This window comes from Pseudoalteromonas sp. 1_2015MBL_MicDiv (assembly GCF_002407505.1).
Lineage (GTDB): Bacteria > Pseudomonadota > Gammaproteobacteria > Enterobacterales > Alteromonadaceae > Pseudoalteromonas > Pseudoalteromonas fuliginea.
This window is the reverse complement of sequence record NZ_CP012737.1, coordinates 2,615,654-2,631,562: the sequence shown is the minus strand read 5'-3', so window position 1 is coordinate 2,631,562 and position 15,909 is coordinate 2,615,654. Positions and strand designations below refer to the sequence as shown.

Annotated in this window: 13 protein-coding genes; 8 read left to right on the top strand and 5 right to left on the bottom strand. The window is 38.6% G+C overall.

What is annotated here, in order from left to right; all coding sequences use genetic code 11:
- Window positions 1-133: 133 nt before the first annotated feature.
- The gene (gene efpL, locus AOR04_RS11875) at window positions 134-706 is read left to right on the top strand and encodes an elongation factor P-like protein EfpL (RefSeq protein ID WP_007377734.1); all 573 of its coding nucleotides are present in this window, start codon (window positions 134-136) and stop codon (window positions 704-706) included.
- A gap of 321 nt (window positions 707-1,027) precedes the next feature.
- Window positions 1,028-1,222 (top strand): hypothetical protein, encoded by a 195-nt coding sequence (locus AOR04_RS21880; RefSeq protein ID WP_033016303.1) that lies wholly within the window; start codon window positions 1,028-1,030, stop codon window positions 1,220-1,222.
- Window positions 1,223-1,309: 87 nt separating this feature from the next.
- Here AOR04_RS21880 and AOR04_RS11865 read toward each other — a convergent pair whose 3' ends face one another.
- Window positions 1,310-3,571 carry a sensor domain-containing protein gene (locus tag AOR04_RS11865; RefSeq protein ID WP_007377736.1) on the bottom strand — a complete coding sequence of 754 codons (2,262 nt, stop codon included), beginning with the start codon at window positions 3,569-3,571 and terminating at the stop codon, window positions 1,310-1,312.
- Between the two features lie 54 nt (window positions 3,572-3,625).
- The gene (locus tag AOR04_RS11860) at window positions 3,626-6,349 is read right to left on the bottom strand and encodes an insulinase family protein (protein WP_033040657.1); all 2,724 of its coding nucleotides are present in this window, start codon (window positions 6,347-6,349) and stop codon (window positions 3,626-3,628) included.
- Window positions 6,350-6,541: 192 nt separating this feature from the next.
- Between AOR04_RS11860 and sixA the strand changes: the two genes are divergently transcribed.
- From sixA to AOR04_RS11845, 3 genes are read left to right on the top strand one after another with little or no spacing between them, the layout of a single operon-like run.
- Window positions 6,542-7,012: a phosphohistidine phosphatase SixA gene (gene sixA, locus AOR04_RS11855; RefSeq protein WP_096793456.1), complete on the top strand. Its 471-nt coding sequence runs from the start codon at window positions 6,542-6,544 to the stop codon at window positions 7,010-7,012.
- A gap of 26 nt (window positions 7,013-7,038) precedes the next feature.
- Window positions 7,039-7,392 (top strand): RidA family protein, encoded by a 354-nt coding sequence (locus AOR04_RS11850; protein ID WP_096794127.1) that lies wholly within the window; start codon window positions 7,039-7,041, stop codon window positions 7,390-7,392.
- Window positions 7,393-7,400: 8 nt separating this feature from the next.
- Entirely contained in the window at window positions 7,401-8,138 is a 738-nt protein-coding gene (locus AOR04_RS11845; RefSeq protein ID WP_096793455.1) for an SDR family oxidoreductase, read from the top strand.
- 1 nt (window position 8,139) lies between these two features.
- On the opposite strand, the gene AOR04_RS11840 is transcribed toward AOR04_RS11845, so the two are convergent.
- Both AOR04_RS11840 and smrB read right to left on the bottom strand, forming a co-directional pair.
- Window positions 8,140-9,069 carry an AEC family transporter gene (locus AOR04_RS11840; RefSeq protein ID WP_096793454.1) on the bottom strand — a complete coding sequence of 310 codons (930 nt, stop codon included), beginning with the start codon at window positions 9,067-9,069 and terminating at the stop codon, window positions 8,140-8,142.
- Between the two features lie 27 nt (window positions 9,070-9,096).
- Window positions 9,097-9,654, bottom strand: coding sequence for an endonuclease SmrB (gene smrB, locus AOR04_RS11835; RefSeq protein ID WP_007377742.1), 558 nt, complete (start codon window positions 9,652-9,654; stop codon window positions 9,097-9,099).
- 153 nt (window positions 9,655-9,807) lie between these two features.
- Between smrB and prmB the strand changes: the two genes are divergently transcribed.
- The 3 genes from prmB to AOR04_RS11820 all read left to right on the top strand — a co-directional run bounded on the left by prmB (window position 9,808) and on the right by AOR04_RS11820 (window position 13,703).
- Window positions 9,808-10,743 carry a 50S ribosomal protein L3 N(5)-glutamine methyltransferase gene (gene prmB, locus AOR04_RS11830; RefSeq protein ID WP_002962167.1) on the top strand — a complete coding sequence of 312 codons (936 nt, stop codon included), beginning with the start codon at window positions 9,808-9,810 and terminating at the stop codon, window positions 10,741-10,743.
- A 64-nt stretch (window positions 10,744-10,807) separates the two neighbouring features.
- Window positions 10,808-11,905, top strand: a complete 1,098-nt coding sequence (gene aroC / locus AOR04_RS11825; RefSeq protein WP_096793453.1) for a chorismate synthase — start codon at window positions 10,808-10,810, stop codon at window positions 11,903-11,905.
- 538 nt (window positions 11,906-12,443) lie between these two features.
- On the top strand, window positions 12,444-13,703 hold the full coding sequence (locus tag AOR04_RS11820; RefSeq protein ID WP_157770546.1) for an IS4 family transposase: 1,260 nt from the start codon (window positions 12,444-12,446) through the stop codon (window positions 13,701-13,703).
- Between the two features lie 138 nt (window positions 13,704-13,841).
- On the opposite strand, the gene AOR04_RS11815 is transcribed toward AOR04_RS11820, so the two are convergent.
- Window positions 13,842-15,797 (bottom strand): fused MFS/spermidine synthase, encoded by a 1,956-nt coding sequence (locus tag AOR04_RS11815; RefSeq protein WP_232525473.1) that lies wholly within the window; start codon window positions 15,795-15,797, stop codon window positions 13,842-13,844.
- Between the last annotated feature and the right edge of the window lie 112 nt (window positions 15,798-15,909).

The window sequence follows — 15,909 nt, the reverse complement described above, 5'->3', positions numbered from 1 at the left end:
AATCAGCGCGCCATTAAGGGGCGCTGATTTTAAGTATTATTCAAAAAGTATCACTAAGTTGTTTTGTTTCTATTGAAGAATCCTGAGTTCGTGGTATGTTTCTCGCAATCAAAAAAATAATAGGAATTCACACATGCCAAAGGCGAGTGATGTTAAAAAAGGTACTGCTATTGATTTTAATGGCCGAGTGCTAGTTGTAAAAGATATTGTGCGCTCTGTGCCGCAAGGCCGTGCTGGTGGCAGTTTATATCGAATGCGTTTATACGATGTAGTAACTGGCAGCAAAGTGGATGAAACATTTAAAGACAGCGATATGCTAACGCTTGCTGATTTAACACGTCGCGAAGCAATGTTGTCGTATATTGATGGCGACGAGTATGTTTTCATGGATAACGAAGATTACACGCCATATAACTTAAATAAAGATGCTATTAGCGAAGAGATTCAATTTGTAAATGAAGAAACCCAAGGTGTGCATGTTATTGTCATTGACGGTGCACCAGTAGGCCTTGATTTACCATCAAGTGTTGAGCTTGTTGTTGAAGAAACCGACCCTTCAATTAAAGGGGCTTCTGCAAGCGCTCGTTCAAAACCTGCACGTATGTCTACAGGCTTAAATATTTCTGTGCCTGAGCATATTTCAACAGGTGACCGTATTCGTATAAATACTGTTGAACATAAATTCATGGGCCGTGCTGAAAAGTAAGTTATAAACTTTAAAAAAGCCGAGCCTTAATTTAGATGGCTCGGCTTTTTTGTATGTAAGAGGTTTATTGCTGTAAATTCAACCAAAATAACGCTAGAATACACGCCTTATTTTTAGGCTATTTAATACCAATCCGTAATAATACTTAATCAATTTGAGTGATTAAATCTGACGTTAACAGCGTTAAAAATTCTGATACATGACTGCATGGATGCGGGGTAATGCAGGAGTTAAATAACGAAATTTTTGCCTTGTTATCGACACGATTTTCTTACTTCAAAATAGATCACTTAATTAAGCGAATTGGTATAGGGTGTAGATTTGTTTATTGTTTTACTAAGTTGTGTGTTTATAGCCGTGATGTATTTGGAAACGATTAAAAAAGGCATGCCAATTAAGCGATGGCTTATTTTGGCTGGTTTACTTGGGCCGGTAGCATGGTGCTTGTTTAACTTACATTATCGCCGCGCATTGGTACGAAATGTAGGGATCAAAGCATGTATATGGCGCCCTTAATTTATACCGTTCTGAATAAGTGTTGGGACAATTTAACGAATTAAATCACCCCATACCTAAGCAGATTGGTATTAACTGGAAGTCTGGTTAGCTTATTGATGCCATATTTTCAGTATCCGTTCTAATTAGACTAGGCGCAGCTTTAGTTTGTTGTTGTTTCAAAAAATCAGTAAACTCGTCTTTAGAGAGTGGCTTAGAATAAAAGTAACCTTGTACTGTTTCACAATTCAATTTTTTTAGTATTTCAATTTGTTCAGCCTGTTCAACCCCTTCGGCAACGACATGTAAATCAAGGTTATGTGCAATCGTCACAATTGAGTCGACCATATTACGACCACGTTCATTTTTCATATCATCTATAAATGCCTTGTCTACTTTTAACGTGTTAAGCGGAAATTGTTTTAAGTACGCCAAGGAAGAGTAACCGGTGCCAAAGTCATCCATTGCTAAGTGAATCCCTCGGGCACTTAATGAGCGCATAATCGCAATGGCTTCTTTGGGATCATCCATTACAGTACCTTCGGTAATTTCAAGCTCTAAGAAATATGAAGGTAGTTCATTTTTTTGTAAAATAACGTCAATGCGAGATGTTAAATCGGGTAGGCTGAATTGTTTAGCTGATAAATTAACGGCGACTCGACCACTAAATAGACCGCTATCAAGCCATTGTTTAACATCTCTGCAAGCTTTGTTTAATACCACTTCACCAATTTCAATTATTTGACCTGTTTCTTCAGCTATAGGTATAAATACACCAGGGCTAATAATGCCTTTTTTAGGGGTTATAAAGCGAACCAACGCCTCCATCCCTGTTAACTTTCCGGTGCGAATATTCATTTTTGGTTGATAGTAAACCTCAAAATGATCTTCTTTTAGGCCAAAACGCATAAGGTTTTCTATTTGCAGGCGTTTAACTGCTTGGCGGTTCATCGTGTCGTTAAAAAACAGATAACTATTACCTTTCTTTTTAGCGTGATACATGGCCGTATCTGCATTTTTCAAAAGTAGTTCTGGTGTATTACCATCTTCAGGAAAGAGTACAATGCCAACGCTTGAAGTAATCGCGAGCTCATGACCAGCCATTTTAAAAGGTGTAGCAATAGCGGCTAAAAACTGTTTAGCCGTGCGGGTGATCACATGAATATCATTGGTATCAGACATTACTAGAGCAAACTCATCGCCCCCTAAACGGTAAAATACATCGTTCTCTCGGGTTAGTTTATTTAAGCGCATAGCGAGCTTTGCAAGCAGGCTATCGCCTAACTGGTGTCCTAATGAGTCGTTTATCTTTTTAAAGTTATCTAAATCGAATACAAGCAGCGCATGGTGTGAATTTTGTTTAACTAACTTATGTAAATCGGTAAAAAATAAATTTCGGTTAGGCAGGCTTGTTGTACGGTCGCGATTTGATAAATTATGCAGTTGTGATTCTGCTTTTTTACGTTCAGTTAAGTCAGAGTAAACAATCACGTAATTTGTAATTTGGTTTTGATCATTTTTAATTTCATCAATTGAAATTTCAAATGGTAGTAAAACGCGTTCGCTATTACGTAGCTTTACCTCTCGTTGGATATGTTCATTCTCACGTACAATTTCGATAATTGTATCAATGAAGCCTTGTTCATAACCCGGTAAGGTAAAGTCTTTTTTAAGGTATTGTTCTCGCACACCGCCAAAGAGGGTTAAAAAACTAGGGTTTATATCAACTAACTTAAAGTTTTTGTCGTAAATAGCCAGCGCATCAGTTAGCGACTCAACACATTTTGCAAAGAGATTCAAACGCTCTTCGGTTGATTTTAACTGTGATATATCTCGTACAGTACCCGTCATTCTTAGTGGTGATAGGTTGGTATCTTTTTCTATAATTTTGCCGCGATCAAGTACCCAATGCCAACGGCCAAAGGTATCTTTAATACGATAAGTCGCTTCGAAAAAAACGGTTTTTTCTGCAAAGTGTTTTTTAAGTAAGTGTTCAACGTTTGTAATATCGAGTGGGTGAATGAGACTTTTATTTGGAGGGAAACCTATTAACGTAGTTGAGTTCATCATATATTTGTCGTTTATTCGAATAACTTCCCCCGTTTTTATGTTCCAATCCCATAAAGTATCACCACTGCCTTCAACAGTACTTTTAAGGCGCCTTTCGGATAAACGAAGTTGTCGACGTGAGCGCTTAAGTTTGTGGATGACAAACAACAGATAAGGCAAAGCAAGCGCTATAATGGCGCTTGCTAAAATAAGGATGGTATCTGAATTGTAATTAAATGATGACTCAAAAGCATAAAGCTTAAATGAGTAAGCAAGTAATACAACTGACAAGCTTAATTTTGTTATTATTTTGATTATCATTTTTTTATTACTTCAAATTTACAAATGATAATCTAAAACAAGCTAAACCAAGAGTCAAAGAGAATGCGAATAAACAGGCATATTTTGAGGTTTATTGTCTTTAGCTGAGCTTAAAAGCTCATATCTTGGTCGATTTTCATCAAATAGGATGACGGCATACTCTTTTATATCTTTGAGTGTTAATGCGTTTAATGCATTAAGTAACTTTTGCTGCATATTAAATTCATGATCTCTGTTGCCTATTGCAAGCCAAAAACGTTGCGAGCGTAACCGAAGGTTTTTATCTTTTTCAGCAATATGGGTCGTTAAGCCATGTTTCTGTTGCTGCCAATTTTCTTCATTAAGCTCATCGATGTTGGTTAAATATTTATTAACAAAGCTGTTATGTCTATGCATTAATGTTTTTGCGATAAACTTTGGCGATTGTATATAAAAAGCAATACCCGCACGAGTGTTAAAAGGAGCATAACCAGCCCCAACTAAATAACCTAGCTGTTGTGTGGTTCGTAACTCGTTAAAGTAGTCTTGGTTCATTAAGTGATTAAGTGCCATTAATTTAACTTTTTCGATTACACAATCAGTTTTTGCTTGATAATACACAACCATTGCATGGTCACTGCAAGGCAGCTCTAGTTCGTAGCGTGTTACTTTTTCAATTTCAAATAGCGGACGTCTTAAATCATCAATTATGGCTGCGTTTTTTAAGTGTTCGGCGACCTTTTTTTGAAAGGCTATTGCATCACTTTGCTGCCAGTTACCATGTAAAAATGATTCAACATGTAGTGCTTTAAAAAAGTCTTGTCTGAATTCATTAAATTGCTGAAAACTTGTGTTTTTTAATGCTGATGCAAGTTGGTCTGGTTGTGGATTCCAAGGCATTACTTTAGCACCTAAAATACTAAACAGTTCACTAACTGGTTTGTTTTGGTTGCTATTTCGCCAGTGCCTGACAAGTTGTTTTTTGTATTCAGCAAAACGTTTTGCACAAATGTCGACATTAAAGAGGGCGTCAAGAAGCTCATCAACTAATTCTAATTGGCTAGACGATAATCCGGCTGTATGCAGTGTTAAACCGCCTTGGTGAGATGTTAAATGGTAACTTAGCCCTGCCAGCTCCGCTGGGTAAAATTGTTCACCTACGCTATCCATAAATAAATCAGTAAATAAGCGAGTCAGTGCCATGTGTTTTACGTCTTTTACTGCAAAGTCAGAGTCCAAGGCTAAATAAAAATGGCCTTTTGCTACTCTAAAAGTATTGTCTTGCTTAAACCAAAAGTCAAAACCGGGCTCTTTTACTAAAAGTTCAGGTTTTATTTGTGGTTTTTCTACATCATATAGCACTACATTTTTTGTTAAGTAAGGGTTTGCCGTTGGCAGTAGCATATCTTTCAGTGGTTTATTTATATCACTTAAAGCATCGAGCCAGCTGGGTGATATTTTTTCAACTTTATAAGGGGTGTTATACCATGCAGTTTTGTGTTCTGCTTCTACATCAGGGTGGATAAGAACAATACGCATATTATGCGGCGTTAACCATTGCATTGCGATTTCGTGGGTGGCTTTTTTAAAGCCCTCCATCAAGTAGTCGCCTTGTACATAATTGACTTCATCGTAATGTTGCATATTTATACTTAAATTACTGACCCAATCGATTAGACGTGACTTTTCTTGATTATCGAAAGCAATTTGTAATAGGTTTTTTTTATCTTGATAAAGACGAGGTAACTTCTCTGTATTGGCATTAATTAAGCAAATATATTCAAACACCATTTCAATAATGTCTTCAAAATATTCAATACCTTCGTCAGTGAGCGCCATGCTTATATTAAAATCTTTAAAGTTACTGCCGTTAATACCGCCGCCAGCTGAGAGCGCATTTATCCAACCTTGTTCTTTTAAAATAGAGTAAAGAGAACCTGCACCTTCATAACCTAATAAATGAGCAATAAAACTCACCGTTTTATGGCGATAAAAATCATCAATATTTGGCATCGCAAAACTGACAATCAGTTTTTGCATATGTTTGTGCGGCTCAATATGCAGCACTTTCCCTATATCTTGTTTACGGTAAAGTGGCTCACTGATCTCTGGTTTTTTAAGGTTTTTATTACCGTTAATTTCGTTAAAATATGTATTAGTCCAGCTTTGTAAGGTGTCGAGCTCTTCATTGGCGCAAATAACTAACGTCATCCACTGGGCTTGATAAAAAGCATTAAAAAAATCCCGAAGTTCGTCACTTATACAGCGCTCCCTGTCTGCCAACGTTTGTAGATTACCAACTGAAAACTTGGCAAAAGGGTGGGCTGGATTTACCGTTTCTTTATGTGCTTGATAAATACGGCGGCCATCGTCTTTAATTTTTAGTTTAAATTCGGCTTCAATTGCGTTGCGTTCTTTTTCGGTTTCGGCTGAGTTTAAAAGTGGCGCAATAAAAAAGCGGCTAAATTGCTCTAATGCATTTTTAAATTCTTGATTATTAATATCAAAAAAATAGCAGGTATGCTCTGTGCCAGTCCACGCATTAGTGTTTCCACCGGCTTGAGATACATAATTATTAAAACTACCAGAGTCTGGAAATTGGTCAGTACCTAAAAAAAGCATATGTTCTAAAAAGTGTGCGAGGCCTTGTCTATCAAGAGGATCGTCAAAATGACCAGCATTTACTGCCATAGATGCAGCCGCTTTTGTTGAATCTTTATCTTGCACAAGTAGTACTTTTAGACCATTGTCCAGTGTAAGAGCTTTATATGCTCTGTTATCATTGCGACTGATATTCAAATGATGCTCCTGAAATTAAACGTTTACTTGTTAACAACAGATGATAACTTCAGGAAAGTGGAATACGACTAAAAGGTTTACCTGAATATCACGAAAGAACTATTTTAGAAAAAAATAGGTTTATGTTTTTAATATAGCGGACAAATGGGCAAATTGGCTACTGTTTTATACTCTTTAATCGGTTGATTTTTTATGAAAACAATCCTAATAATGCGCCACGGCGAAGCAACACCGATGCAGGCTGATGATGCGGCTAGAAATTTGACTCAAACGGGTCATACTGAAGCCGAGAAAATGGGCCTATGGCTTGCTAAACACTACCCACCTGATGCCTTGTTAGTTAGCCCTTACATTCGTGCTCAGCAAACTGCAGAAAACGTTGCTAAAAATGCAGAGTTTAAATTTAGCGAAACATGCAGTGATATTGTGCCTGAAGGAAAACCGCAAATAGCAGCGGATTATCTCGAAACGCTTATAGCAGCACACCCCCAATGCAACACTTGGCTTGTGTTAGCACATATGCCAATTGTGAGTTATTTAGTTGATCAATTATGCCCTGGTAACATGCCTATTTTTAATACGGGTGCCATTGCTGTAATAAGTTACGATGAAAGAACTCAACGCAGCCAGTATATGAGTATCAATGCTCCCGATAATGTATAAATTTAATTAATAATATGAGTGAAGAAATGACTATTGAACGCCTTCAAACCGGTGCGCGCATGAGCCGCATTGTAAAACATAACGGCACTGTGTATTTATGTGGGCAGGTATGCGCCGACGCGCAAAAAGATATCAAAGAACAAACCCAAACTATGCTTGATAAAGTTGAGGCGCTGCTTGATGAAGCGGGAAGTTCAAAAGAACATATGCTTAGCGCGACTATTTATGTAAAGAACATGGAATACTTTGCTGATATGAATGCAGTATGGGATGCATGGGTAACCGAGGGTTATGCACCAGCACGTGCCTGCGTTGAAGCTAAAATGGCACGTGATGCACTGCTTGTTGAAATTTCAGTAGTTGCAGCTTTAAAAGAATAGTAGCTTTAATGAATCGCTCCCCCGTTGTACTTATCACAGGCTCTAGCCGAGGTATTGGCGCAGCTACCGCACTATATTTTGCAAAGCACGGTTATAATGTTTGCATTAATTATAAAGCAGATTTAGCTAGTGCAATGTTAGTGGCAGAAAAAGTAAAGCGATTAGGCGTTGAGGCTGAAGTAATTCAAGGTGACGTATCACTAGAGGCTGACGTTTTAGCTTTATTTATGCATATAGATAAAGTCTTTGGTCGGCTTGATGCACTAATAAATAACGCTGGTATTTTAAAACCACAAATGCCTTTGTTAGAAATGAGTGCTGAGCGCATAAACGTAGTTTTGACTACAAATATTACCAGTGCTTTTTTATGTAGTCGTGAGGCTATAAAGCGAATGGGAAATGGCGGCAGTATTGTTAATGTATCATCGAGGGCTGCTAAAACGGGCTCTCCTAATGAGTACATTGATTATGCAGCATCCAAAGGTGCAATGGACACATTTACTATTGGCTTGGCAAAAGAGGTGGCAAGTAAAGGTATTCGTGTTAATTCGGTTAGACCAGGGCTTATTTACACTGATATGCATAGCGATGGTGGTGAAAAAAACCGAGTCGATCGCCTTAAAAGTAAATTACCCCTTGGCAGAGGCGGTACACCCGAGGAAGTTGCTGCAGCAATTTACTTTTTAGCTTCGGAGCACGCTTCTTTTACAACGGGTAGCTTTGTTGATGTAGCCGGCGGTTTGTAAGCTAAAGTAATAAAGCTAGCCAAAACGTAAAGCTAATAACACTTAAGATAGTAGAAAGTACGACAGCCCCAGCAAGCGTGGCTTCATGCTGCTTTATTTGATTCGCAATAAGATAAGCATTTACGCCAACAGGGGACGCACTTAAAAGTACCAATACATTAAGTATTTGCGTGTCTAGCTTAAATACATAGGTGCCTACCAATAAAACTAGCGCAGGCAATAAAAATATTTTTAAAATTGATGCTATTAACGCCGGTTGCCAATTTGCAGCTATTTTATAAAAAGCTAAATTTGCACCAAGTACAAATAGCGCACAGGCAATTGCTGGTTTAGCTAATAGCTCTAAACTATTTGCTAAGTCGGTAAACATTGTTACTCCTAATATGTTTAATATAAGCCCGCACCCAATACTCAGTACTATTGGGTTTAACACCATACTTTTTCCAAAGTGCGACCACGAAAATTTATCGCTACTACCTTTAGCGCCTATTAAAAAAGTAAGTGCAAATAACAATGTGCTATGAAAAGTAATGATCATAAACGCAATGGCTATCATCTCTTTGCCAAGCGATGCAATAACAATAGGGATACCCACTAACACCATATTTGAATAGCTAGAAGCAAGTCCAAAGACACCGTGTTGTTGGTAATTTTTTAAATGTTTTTTACTTAAATAAAAGCGGTCAATTAAAATACCCACCCCAAATACACTCAGAACAGGTACGTAAAAGCTCAAAAATGCAAAAAGGCTAATGCTTTGCTGTAAGTTAATTTGCGACATATTTAATAATAAAAAAGCAGGCAAACTAATATAAAAGGTAAACTTACTCAGGCCTGCAATATGCTGCTTGTCGAAAAATTTTAATCGGCAACAGCTATAACCAAACGCAACAATAAAAATGAGCGGAAAAATAATTGAAAAAATATGCACGTAGTTACATCCTAGTAATGGCTAAAGTTAGCGTCTAAATTCATCACTTTGCGGTAAATTAATTAAAATAAGTACAGCGCCTCTCCCACCATATTCGAGAGGGGCTTGATGCATCGCTATTACGTCAGGGTGCTGTACTAAATACTGCGGTACTTTGTGCTTTAGTACACCGCCACCAATACCATGCACTACACATGCACAATAATAATGCTGCTTTTTACATTCGTGAATGAGTCCAGCGAGTTCATCTTTAGCAAGTTCTTTATTTAAGCCATGTAAATCTAGCGTCAAATCGGGTGCAAAGTCACCACGGCGAAGCTGTTTAGCTAGGAAAGTATCTTGGCCAGGTTTCACATATTTAACCGTGCCGTGGGTGTCTATATCGGGAATATAAACGTCTGAGAAAAAAAATTCAGACTGAGCCTGCTTTTTTTGCTGGGCAAATTGCTTAGCTTGTGACACCTTAGGTTTTGTATCAAAACGATGAGTATCTTGTTTAAATACTTTAGCGCCTGTGATCGTTTGACGAAATAAGCTTATGTCGTCATTGCTTAGGGACGAATGTGATGGAGTGTCTTTTTTCATAACTATTACCTAAACAAAAAAACGTAAAAACGCAGCGCAAAAGGCGGTACAATACTTAAATGAGGGGGCAATTGTAATTTGCCCAGCGCAGATAGGCAATGCAATCGTCTTAAAGACTCAAAACAGTCAGTAAGCTAATACAGGTAAAAATATATGAGCGATTTACAAATAGAAGAAGCAACACTCGAAGAAGCCGTTGCAGAACTGTCAACTTTACATGACTGGTTACGTTGGACTACAAGCCAATTTGCAAGTAGTAGTATATTTTTTGGACACGGTACAGATAACGCATGGGATGAAGCTGTAAGCTTATTACTGCCTGCGCTTAGCTTGCCTGTTGATGCGCCAAAAGAATTAATGCACGCGCGTTTAACAAGCACAGAAAAAAACCGACTTGCGGGTCTTATTGCAGAACGTATTAACGACTGCACACCAGTACCTTACTTAACAAACATTGCATGGTTTGCGGGTATGCCATTTTATGTTGATGAACGGGTACTTATACCTCGCTCACCGTTTGCTGAGCTTATCAGCAACCGCTTTACACCCTGGCTTGAAGAGCCACAATCGGTAAACCGTATATTAGATTTATGTACGGGTTCGGGTTGTATCGCAATTGCACTTGCGCAAGCTTTTGAGCAGGCACAAGTTGACGCGGTAGATATATCGTATGAAGCGCTTGAAGTGACAGACATAAACATTAACGATTACATGTTAACTGAGCGCGTGTTACCGATTCAGTCTGATGTATTTAGCGGTGTACCAGGTCAAAAATACGACCTAATAGTAGCAAACCCACCATATGTTGATGCAGAAGATATGGCTGACTTACCACGCGAATTTCATCATGAGCCAGAGCTTGGACTTGCATCAGGCCACGATGGTTTAGATGTAACCCGTACTATATTGAGCGAAGCGAGTGAACATCTAACTGATAACGGTTTGTTATTTGTAGAAGTTGGTAACTCTATGGTACATATGGATGCACTGTATCCGGGCGCGCCGTTTGAATGGATTGAATTTGAACAAGGCGGCTTAGGTGTATTTGTAATTAGCAAAAAGCAGCTAGATGAGTATTTTGCAAAATAAGTAAAAAATGAATAGCCAAGCCCTGTGCTTGGCTATTGGTAGTCATTAGGAATGAGGAAAGTTAATGGCAGGTAATAGCATTGGGCATTTATTTAAAGTGTCCACCTTTGGTGAGAGCCACGGCGTTGCATTAGGCGGCGTTGTTGATGGTACTCCCGCAGGTCTTGAAATCACAGAGGCCGACTTACAAATTGATTTAGATCGCCGAAAACCAGGCCAAAGCCGTTACACAACGCAGCGCCGTGAAAGCGATCAAATAAAAATATTAGCAGGCGTTTTTGAAGGTAAAACCACAGGTACTAGCATTGGTTTATTAATTGAAAACACCGATCAACGTTCGCAAGATTACGGCAAAATTAAAGATGTATTTCGCCCCGGTCATGGCGATTACACGTATTGGCATAAGTACGGCCTGCGCGATTATCGTGGTGGTGGTCGTTCGTCTGCACGCGAAACCGCGATACGCGTAGCGGCAGGCGCTATCGCTAAAAAATACTTAAAGCAATTTCATGGTATTGAAGTTAAAGCATGCTTAAGTCAGCTTGGTCCTATCAAGGCGGAAACGTTTGACTGGGATGAAGTGGAAAACAACTTATTCTTCTTCCCTGATGCAAGTAAGCTTGAAGCGCTTGACGAATACATGCGTGACCTTAAAAAGCAAGGTGACTCAGTTGGCGCTAAAGTAAAAGTAGTGGCAAGCAATGTACCTGTTGGTCTTGGTGAGCCAGTATTTGACCGTCTTGACGCCGAGCTTGCGCACTCATTAATGAGTATTAACGCAGTTAAAGGCGTTGAAATTGGTGATGGCTTTGATGTGGTTGAGCAAAAAGGCTCTGAGCATCGCGACGAGCTAACCCCTGAAGGTTTTACATCAAATCATGCAGGTGGTGTACTTGCGGGTATTTCGACAGGGCAAGATATTATTGCTTCTATTGCGCTAAAACCAACGTCGAGCATTACCATCCCAGGTAACAGCATTAATACAAGCAACGAAGCGGTTGAGATGATCACCAAAGGTCGTCACGATCCGTGTGTTGGCATTCGTGCAATCCCGATTGCTGAGGCAATGATGGCTATTACATTAATGGACCATTTACTGCGTCAACGCGGACAAAATCCACATGTAAACCACGAACACGGGCCAATTAACGGCTCAGTGTGATTAATTTATTTTTTAAATTAAACTGAGTGGTTTAGTGTATTAGAGCACGGTTTTATATCGTGCTTTTTTACGTTTACTCTTTTATAAATCAAGTTTTGTGACTATTAAAAATTTGCAGTGATTATTTCACTAACTCTTGTTTTAGCGGATTATGTGGTTGCTTGCTCGGTGTTACAGTACTAGGGCGTGTTGACCTTTGTGGATTGAAATTTGTTCAATCTAGGGTCGATTTAATCGCGGCGCGAGGTTTGTAACCTAACGGGTTAAGTAAAAACCGAGTAACAAAGAGTTAATTGTCCCTAGAAAGAACCCAAAGGGCAGCGCATGTTTGGCATTTATGCTGCGTTATCGCCTATTTATGGGGAATAACCACACATCATAGGCTCTGCCTTGCTCAAATACCAAACATACTGCTGCAAATTCACCCACGAAAGGTCAACGCGCCCTCATAGGTTGGATCTTAAGAAAACTTGAAGTTGAACTCTGTTAATGATCAAATAGTTACGCCAATAAAAACATGACTAAAAACAGAGTTCACATGCAGATTAACCAAGTTTCAAACCAATTAAAAGCCCTTATCTCAGAAAAACACCTCATTGAGCTTGCAAAAACCTCTGGATTTCAAGTTCGACACCGTTGCCTGTCGATCGTTTCTCTGCTCAAAGCCGTATTTAAAAGCTTATCTTGCCTGCAAGACGCTAACTTGTCAGATATCCATCAAAACTTGCGAACGCAGGCTGATTGCACGATAAGTTATAAACCCTTTCATAATCAAATTCGAAAACCAGCCTTGACTGAGCTTGTCCGTGAGCTCGTTATTCAAGCGATGTCTAAATTGACTGTAAACACGCTGGATAAAACCTTTTTTACCCAGCGAGGAATACAGCGAGTGTTATTGCAAGATGGTTCTTCATTTGCTCTACATGATGAATTAGCGCAGGTTTTTGCTGGTCGTTTTACTGCTGTAAGTCCTGCCGCAATTGAGTTGCACGTTACCTATGACCTATTTAATGAACAACCCTGCGAAATAGATATTCGTCCTGATGTTGAAACTGAGCGCGCCTTTTTACCAGGTAGCCACACACTTGAAGATACGTTATTACTTGCTGATGCTGGGTATTTTGACTTAGATTACTTTGAGCAAGTAGCTCAAGATGGCGGATATTTTTTGATCAGAGCAAATAAAAACATTAACCCAATCGTTACATCAGCTTATTGCGCGGGTATAGAAATTAAAGAAAAAAACATTAAAATCAAAACGTTACTCGATAAATTCGCAAGCCAACCACTTGAATTAACAGTACGTTGGAAGAAAAATGGGCCCGAGTACAGGCTTATCTATTTACCGAATGAAAAGCGCCCCGTTTTCCTTGTTACTAATTTAAAAGAGGCACAGTTTAGCTTTGACGAACTACTCGATATATATGCAACTCGTTGGCAAATTGAGTTGTTTTTCAAAGAACTAAAGTCATGGAATAATCTTAAAGGGTTCATCACACGAGATCCTCATATTGCCGAATCATTGGTTTGGCTGAGCATACTGCAAACACTTATCAAGCGTTTTATCTGCCATAGTGCAGCGGGTATGTTTAAGTGTGCGATCTCGACATTTAGAGCGAGTAAGTGCAGTTATCTTTGGTTGGATGATATTCTGGATTGCATAGAACAAACACGGTGCAGCCATAAGATACATCGTGTATTTGAGCTACTAGCGGTAAATTGTAAGCGGCAAAGCATTGAGAAAAACAATGATATTTGCCGTTTTAAGATAGGAAGTCACACGGTCTGTGTTCCTTAAGAACTAAGCTATGAACGCGCCCTAGGTAACTGAATCAAATACAGAAACCAATATTGTTGCTGTCATTAAGAGGGGGATATAACTTAAATACGAAGTGGTTTTTTATATTTTTAAGGGGGCTGTACCCCCAAGTTTAGCTTAAAATTTTAATAGCGGTAATGAGCTATTTTTTTGATCTGTCCAATGTACTAACTCAGTTTTTGGATAGGATTTCAACGGCGATAAATCACTTACCTTAATAGCATCCAAAAATAGTTGATTACTTGTTAACACAACCCACTCCGAACCTAAAGCGGTGAGCTTTGTTGAATTATGTTTAAATTTTATTAATGCTTTTGCAAAGTTAGTACTATGCGCTTGGAGTACTGGTAGTAAATCTATATGGTTATTTGATATATGGATAACTAAAATACCGTTTTCACTTAATCGTTGCCAGTAAAGCTCAAGCGCTTCCTGAGTTAATAGGTGGGCGGGAATTACATCACTAGAAAATGCATCAATAACCAAGGCATTCATTAAAGGGGCATTGTTTTTAAGCTCGTTTACTAATGAGACTCTGCCATCACCAATGGTTACATTTACTTTAGCTTGGGTGTTTTTAAGATAATCAAAATATGTATTAGCCATTTTGTATACTGCGGGGTTTAGCTCATAAAAATGGACTGTATCGTGCTTGTCAGCCAGGCTAGCCAATACTCCTGCACCTAACCCTATGACGCCCATGCTGAGGTTTTCTTGGCTTTTAAGTATCGCCAGCGACTTAGCTACGCCAGTGTGCTGATGATAGTAACTGTTAGTGAGTGAATTTTGACCATGCAAAGGCTGCGAACCATGAATTGTGGTGCCATCAATTAAACGTCTTTGTGCAAGCTCTGCAGTATTGATATCTTTTACTGTGAGGTAGCCATAAAAATTTCTTTGTGATGCAACGTTATATTGATTGAAACTAAAATAAAGAACGAGATAACAGCCACACCACAGAGCTGACGCGCCGATTTGCAGCGTATTTATTTTTTTTAATTTAGTTATTTGAATGTAGCTAATGAGAGTAAGTAGTACTGCCAAGCTGACTATATATTCGGTGATTTGTTCAAATAACACCGGAGCAAGTAACGTGGTAAATAAGCTGCCAAGCGCGCCACCTAAAGCAATATACAGGTAAAAGTGTGTTAGTAATGTGCTTTGTGGTGCAAGTTCTCTAAGTTCACCGTGGCAAATCATGCAGCCAGTAAATAAAATAAAGCTATAAATTATAATTTGTGAAACAGCGTTAAATTGGCTCCCTAAAAAGTACATTATCAACCCTGCAAACGCGCTTAATATAAAAGCATATACCCAAACAGAACGGTTATAGTTGTTTTTATTGGCAAACGTATAGCTAAAAGTCACTAAATAGATAGCAAGCGGCATGACCCATACAAGTGGCATTGGTGGGATATTAGTACTGATCATTTGTGTTGTCGCAATTAACATGATTGAGCTTGTCGCGGATAAAATAATCCAAAGTACATTTGGTTTTTTTGACATTTTTTGTGTAAGCGGTAACGGTGATTTATTTTTTTTGGTGCTCATGCTCAATAGCTTATAAGCTAAACTGATTAATAGCATGCAGTAGATAAGCAGCCCGATTTGCCAGTAATCTTTTTGTTGCTGTAGTGAAAAAAACACCTCAAATATAATTGGGTAGCTTATTAAAGCTAATAAAGAGCCGAGGTTAGAAACCGAATACCAATGATAAGGCACTGTATTTTCACCGCGCTCTATGTACCATCGTTGCATAAGCACACTTGTGGCACTTAGCAGCATAAATACTAAGCCAATTTGATTCAGCAAGTTTGCAATCACTGACCAGTAGGGGGTTAAAGTAAAATTAACTTGGAACTTGTTAAGGCTAATTAAGCTTGCTAAAACAACAAGCGAAATATGGATTACCATTTGTTTTTTTAGTGGATAACGAGTTAAAAAGTGTGCGTAAAAATAGCCAAGTAATAAAACAGTTTGATAAAAAAATAGACTGGCAGACCACACCGATGCGCCGCCCCCAAATCGAGGTAACAGCTCTTTAGATAACATAGGTTGAATTTGAAATAGCAAAAAAGCGCTAACAAAAATGGTTAAGATAAATAAGATACGAAGCATGGATTTTAATTGTTAATGAATAATGCGAGCAGCATTGCGGATAATAGATTAAGCAGCAATGGAATTA

Coding starts and splice junctions, on each gene's coding strand:
- efpL (WP_007377734.1), top strand. CDS start 134: ATGCCAAAGGCGAGTGATGTTAAAAAAGGTACTGCTATTGATTTTAAT.
- AOR04_RS11865 (WP_007377736.1), bottom strand. CDS start 3,571: ATGATAATCAAAATAATAACAAAATTAAGCTTGTCAGTTGTATTACTT.
- sixA (WP_096793456.1), top strand. CDS start 6,542: ATGAAAACAATCCTAATAATGCGCCACGGCGAAGCAACACCGATGCAG.
- AOR04_RS11850 (WP_096794127.1), top strand. CDS start 7,039: ATGACTATTGAACGCCTTCAAACCGGTGCGCGCATGAGCCGCATTGTA.
- AOR04_RS11845 (WP_096793455.1), top strand. CDS start 7,401: ATGAATCGCTCCCCCGTTGTACTTATCACAGGCTCTAGCCGAGGTATT.
- smrB (WP_007377742.1), bottom strand. CDS start 9,654: ATGAAAAAAGACACTCCATCACATTCGTCCCTAAGCAATGACGACATA.
- prmB (WP_002962167.1), top strand. CDS start 9,808: ATGAGCGATTTACAAATAGAAGAAGCAACACTCGAAGAAGCCGTTGCA.
- aroC (WP_096793453.1), top strand. CDS start 10,808: ATGGCAGGTAATAGCATTGGGCATTTATTTAAAGTGTCCACCTTTGGT.
- AOR04_RS11820 (WP_157770546.1), top strand. CDS start 12,444: ATGCAGATTAACCAAGTTTCAAACCAATTAAAAGCCCTTATCTCAGAA.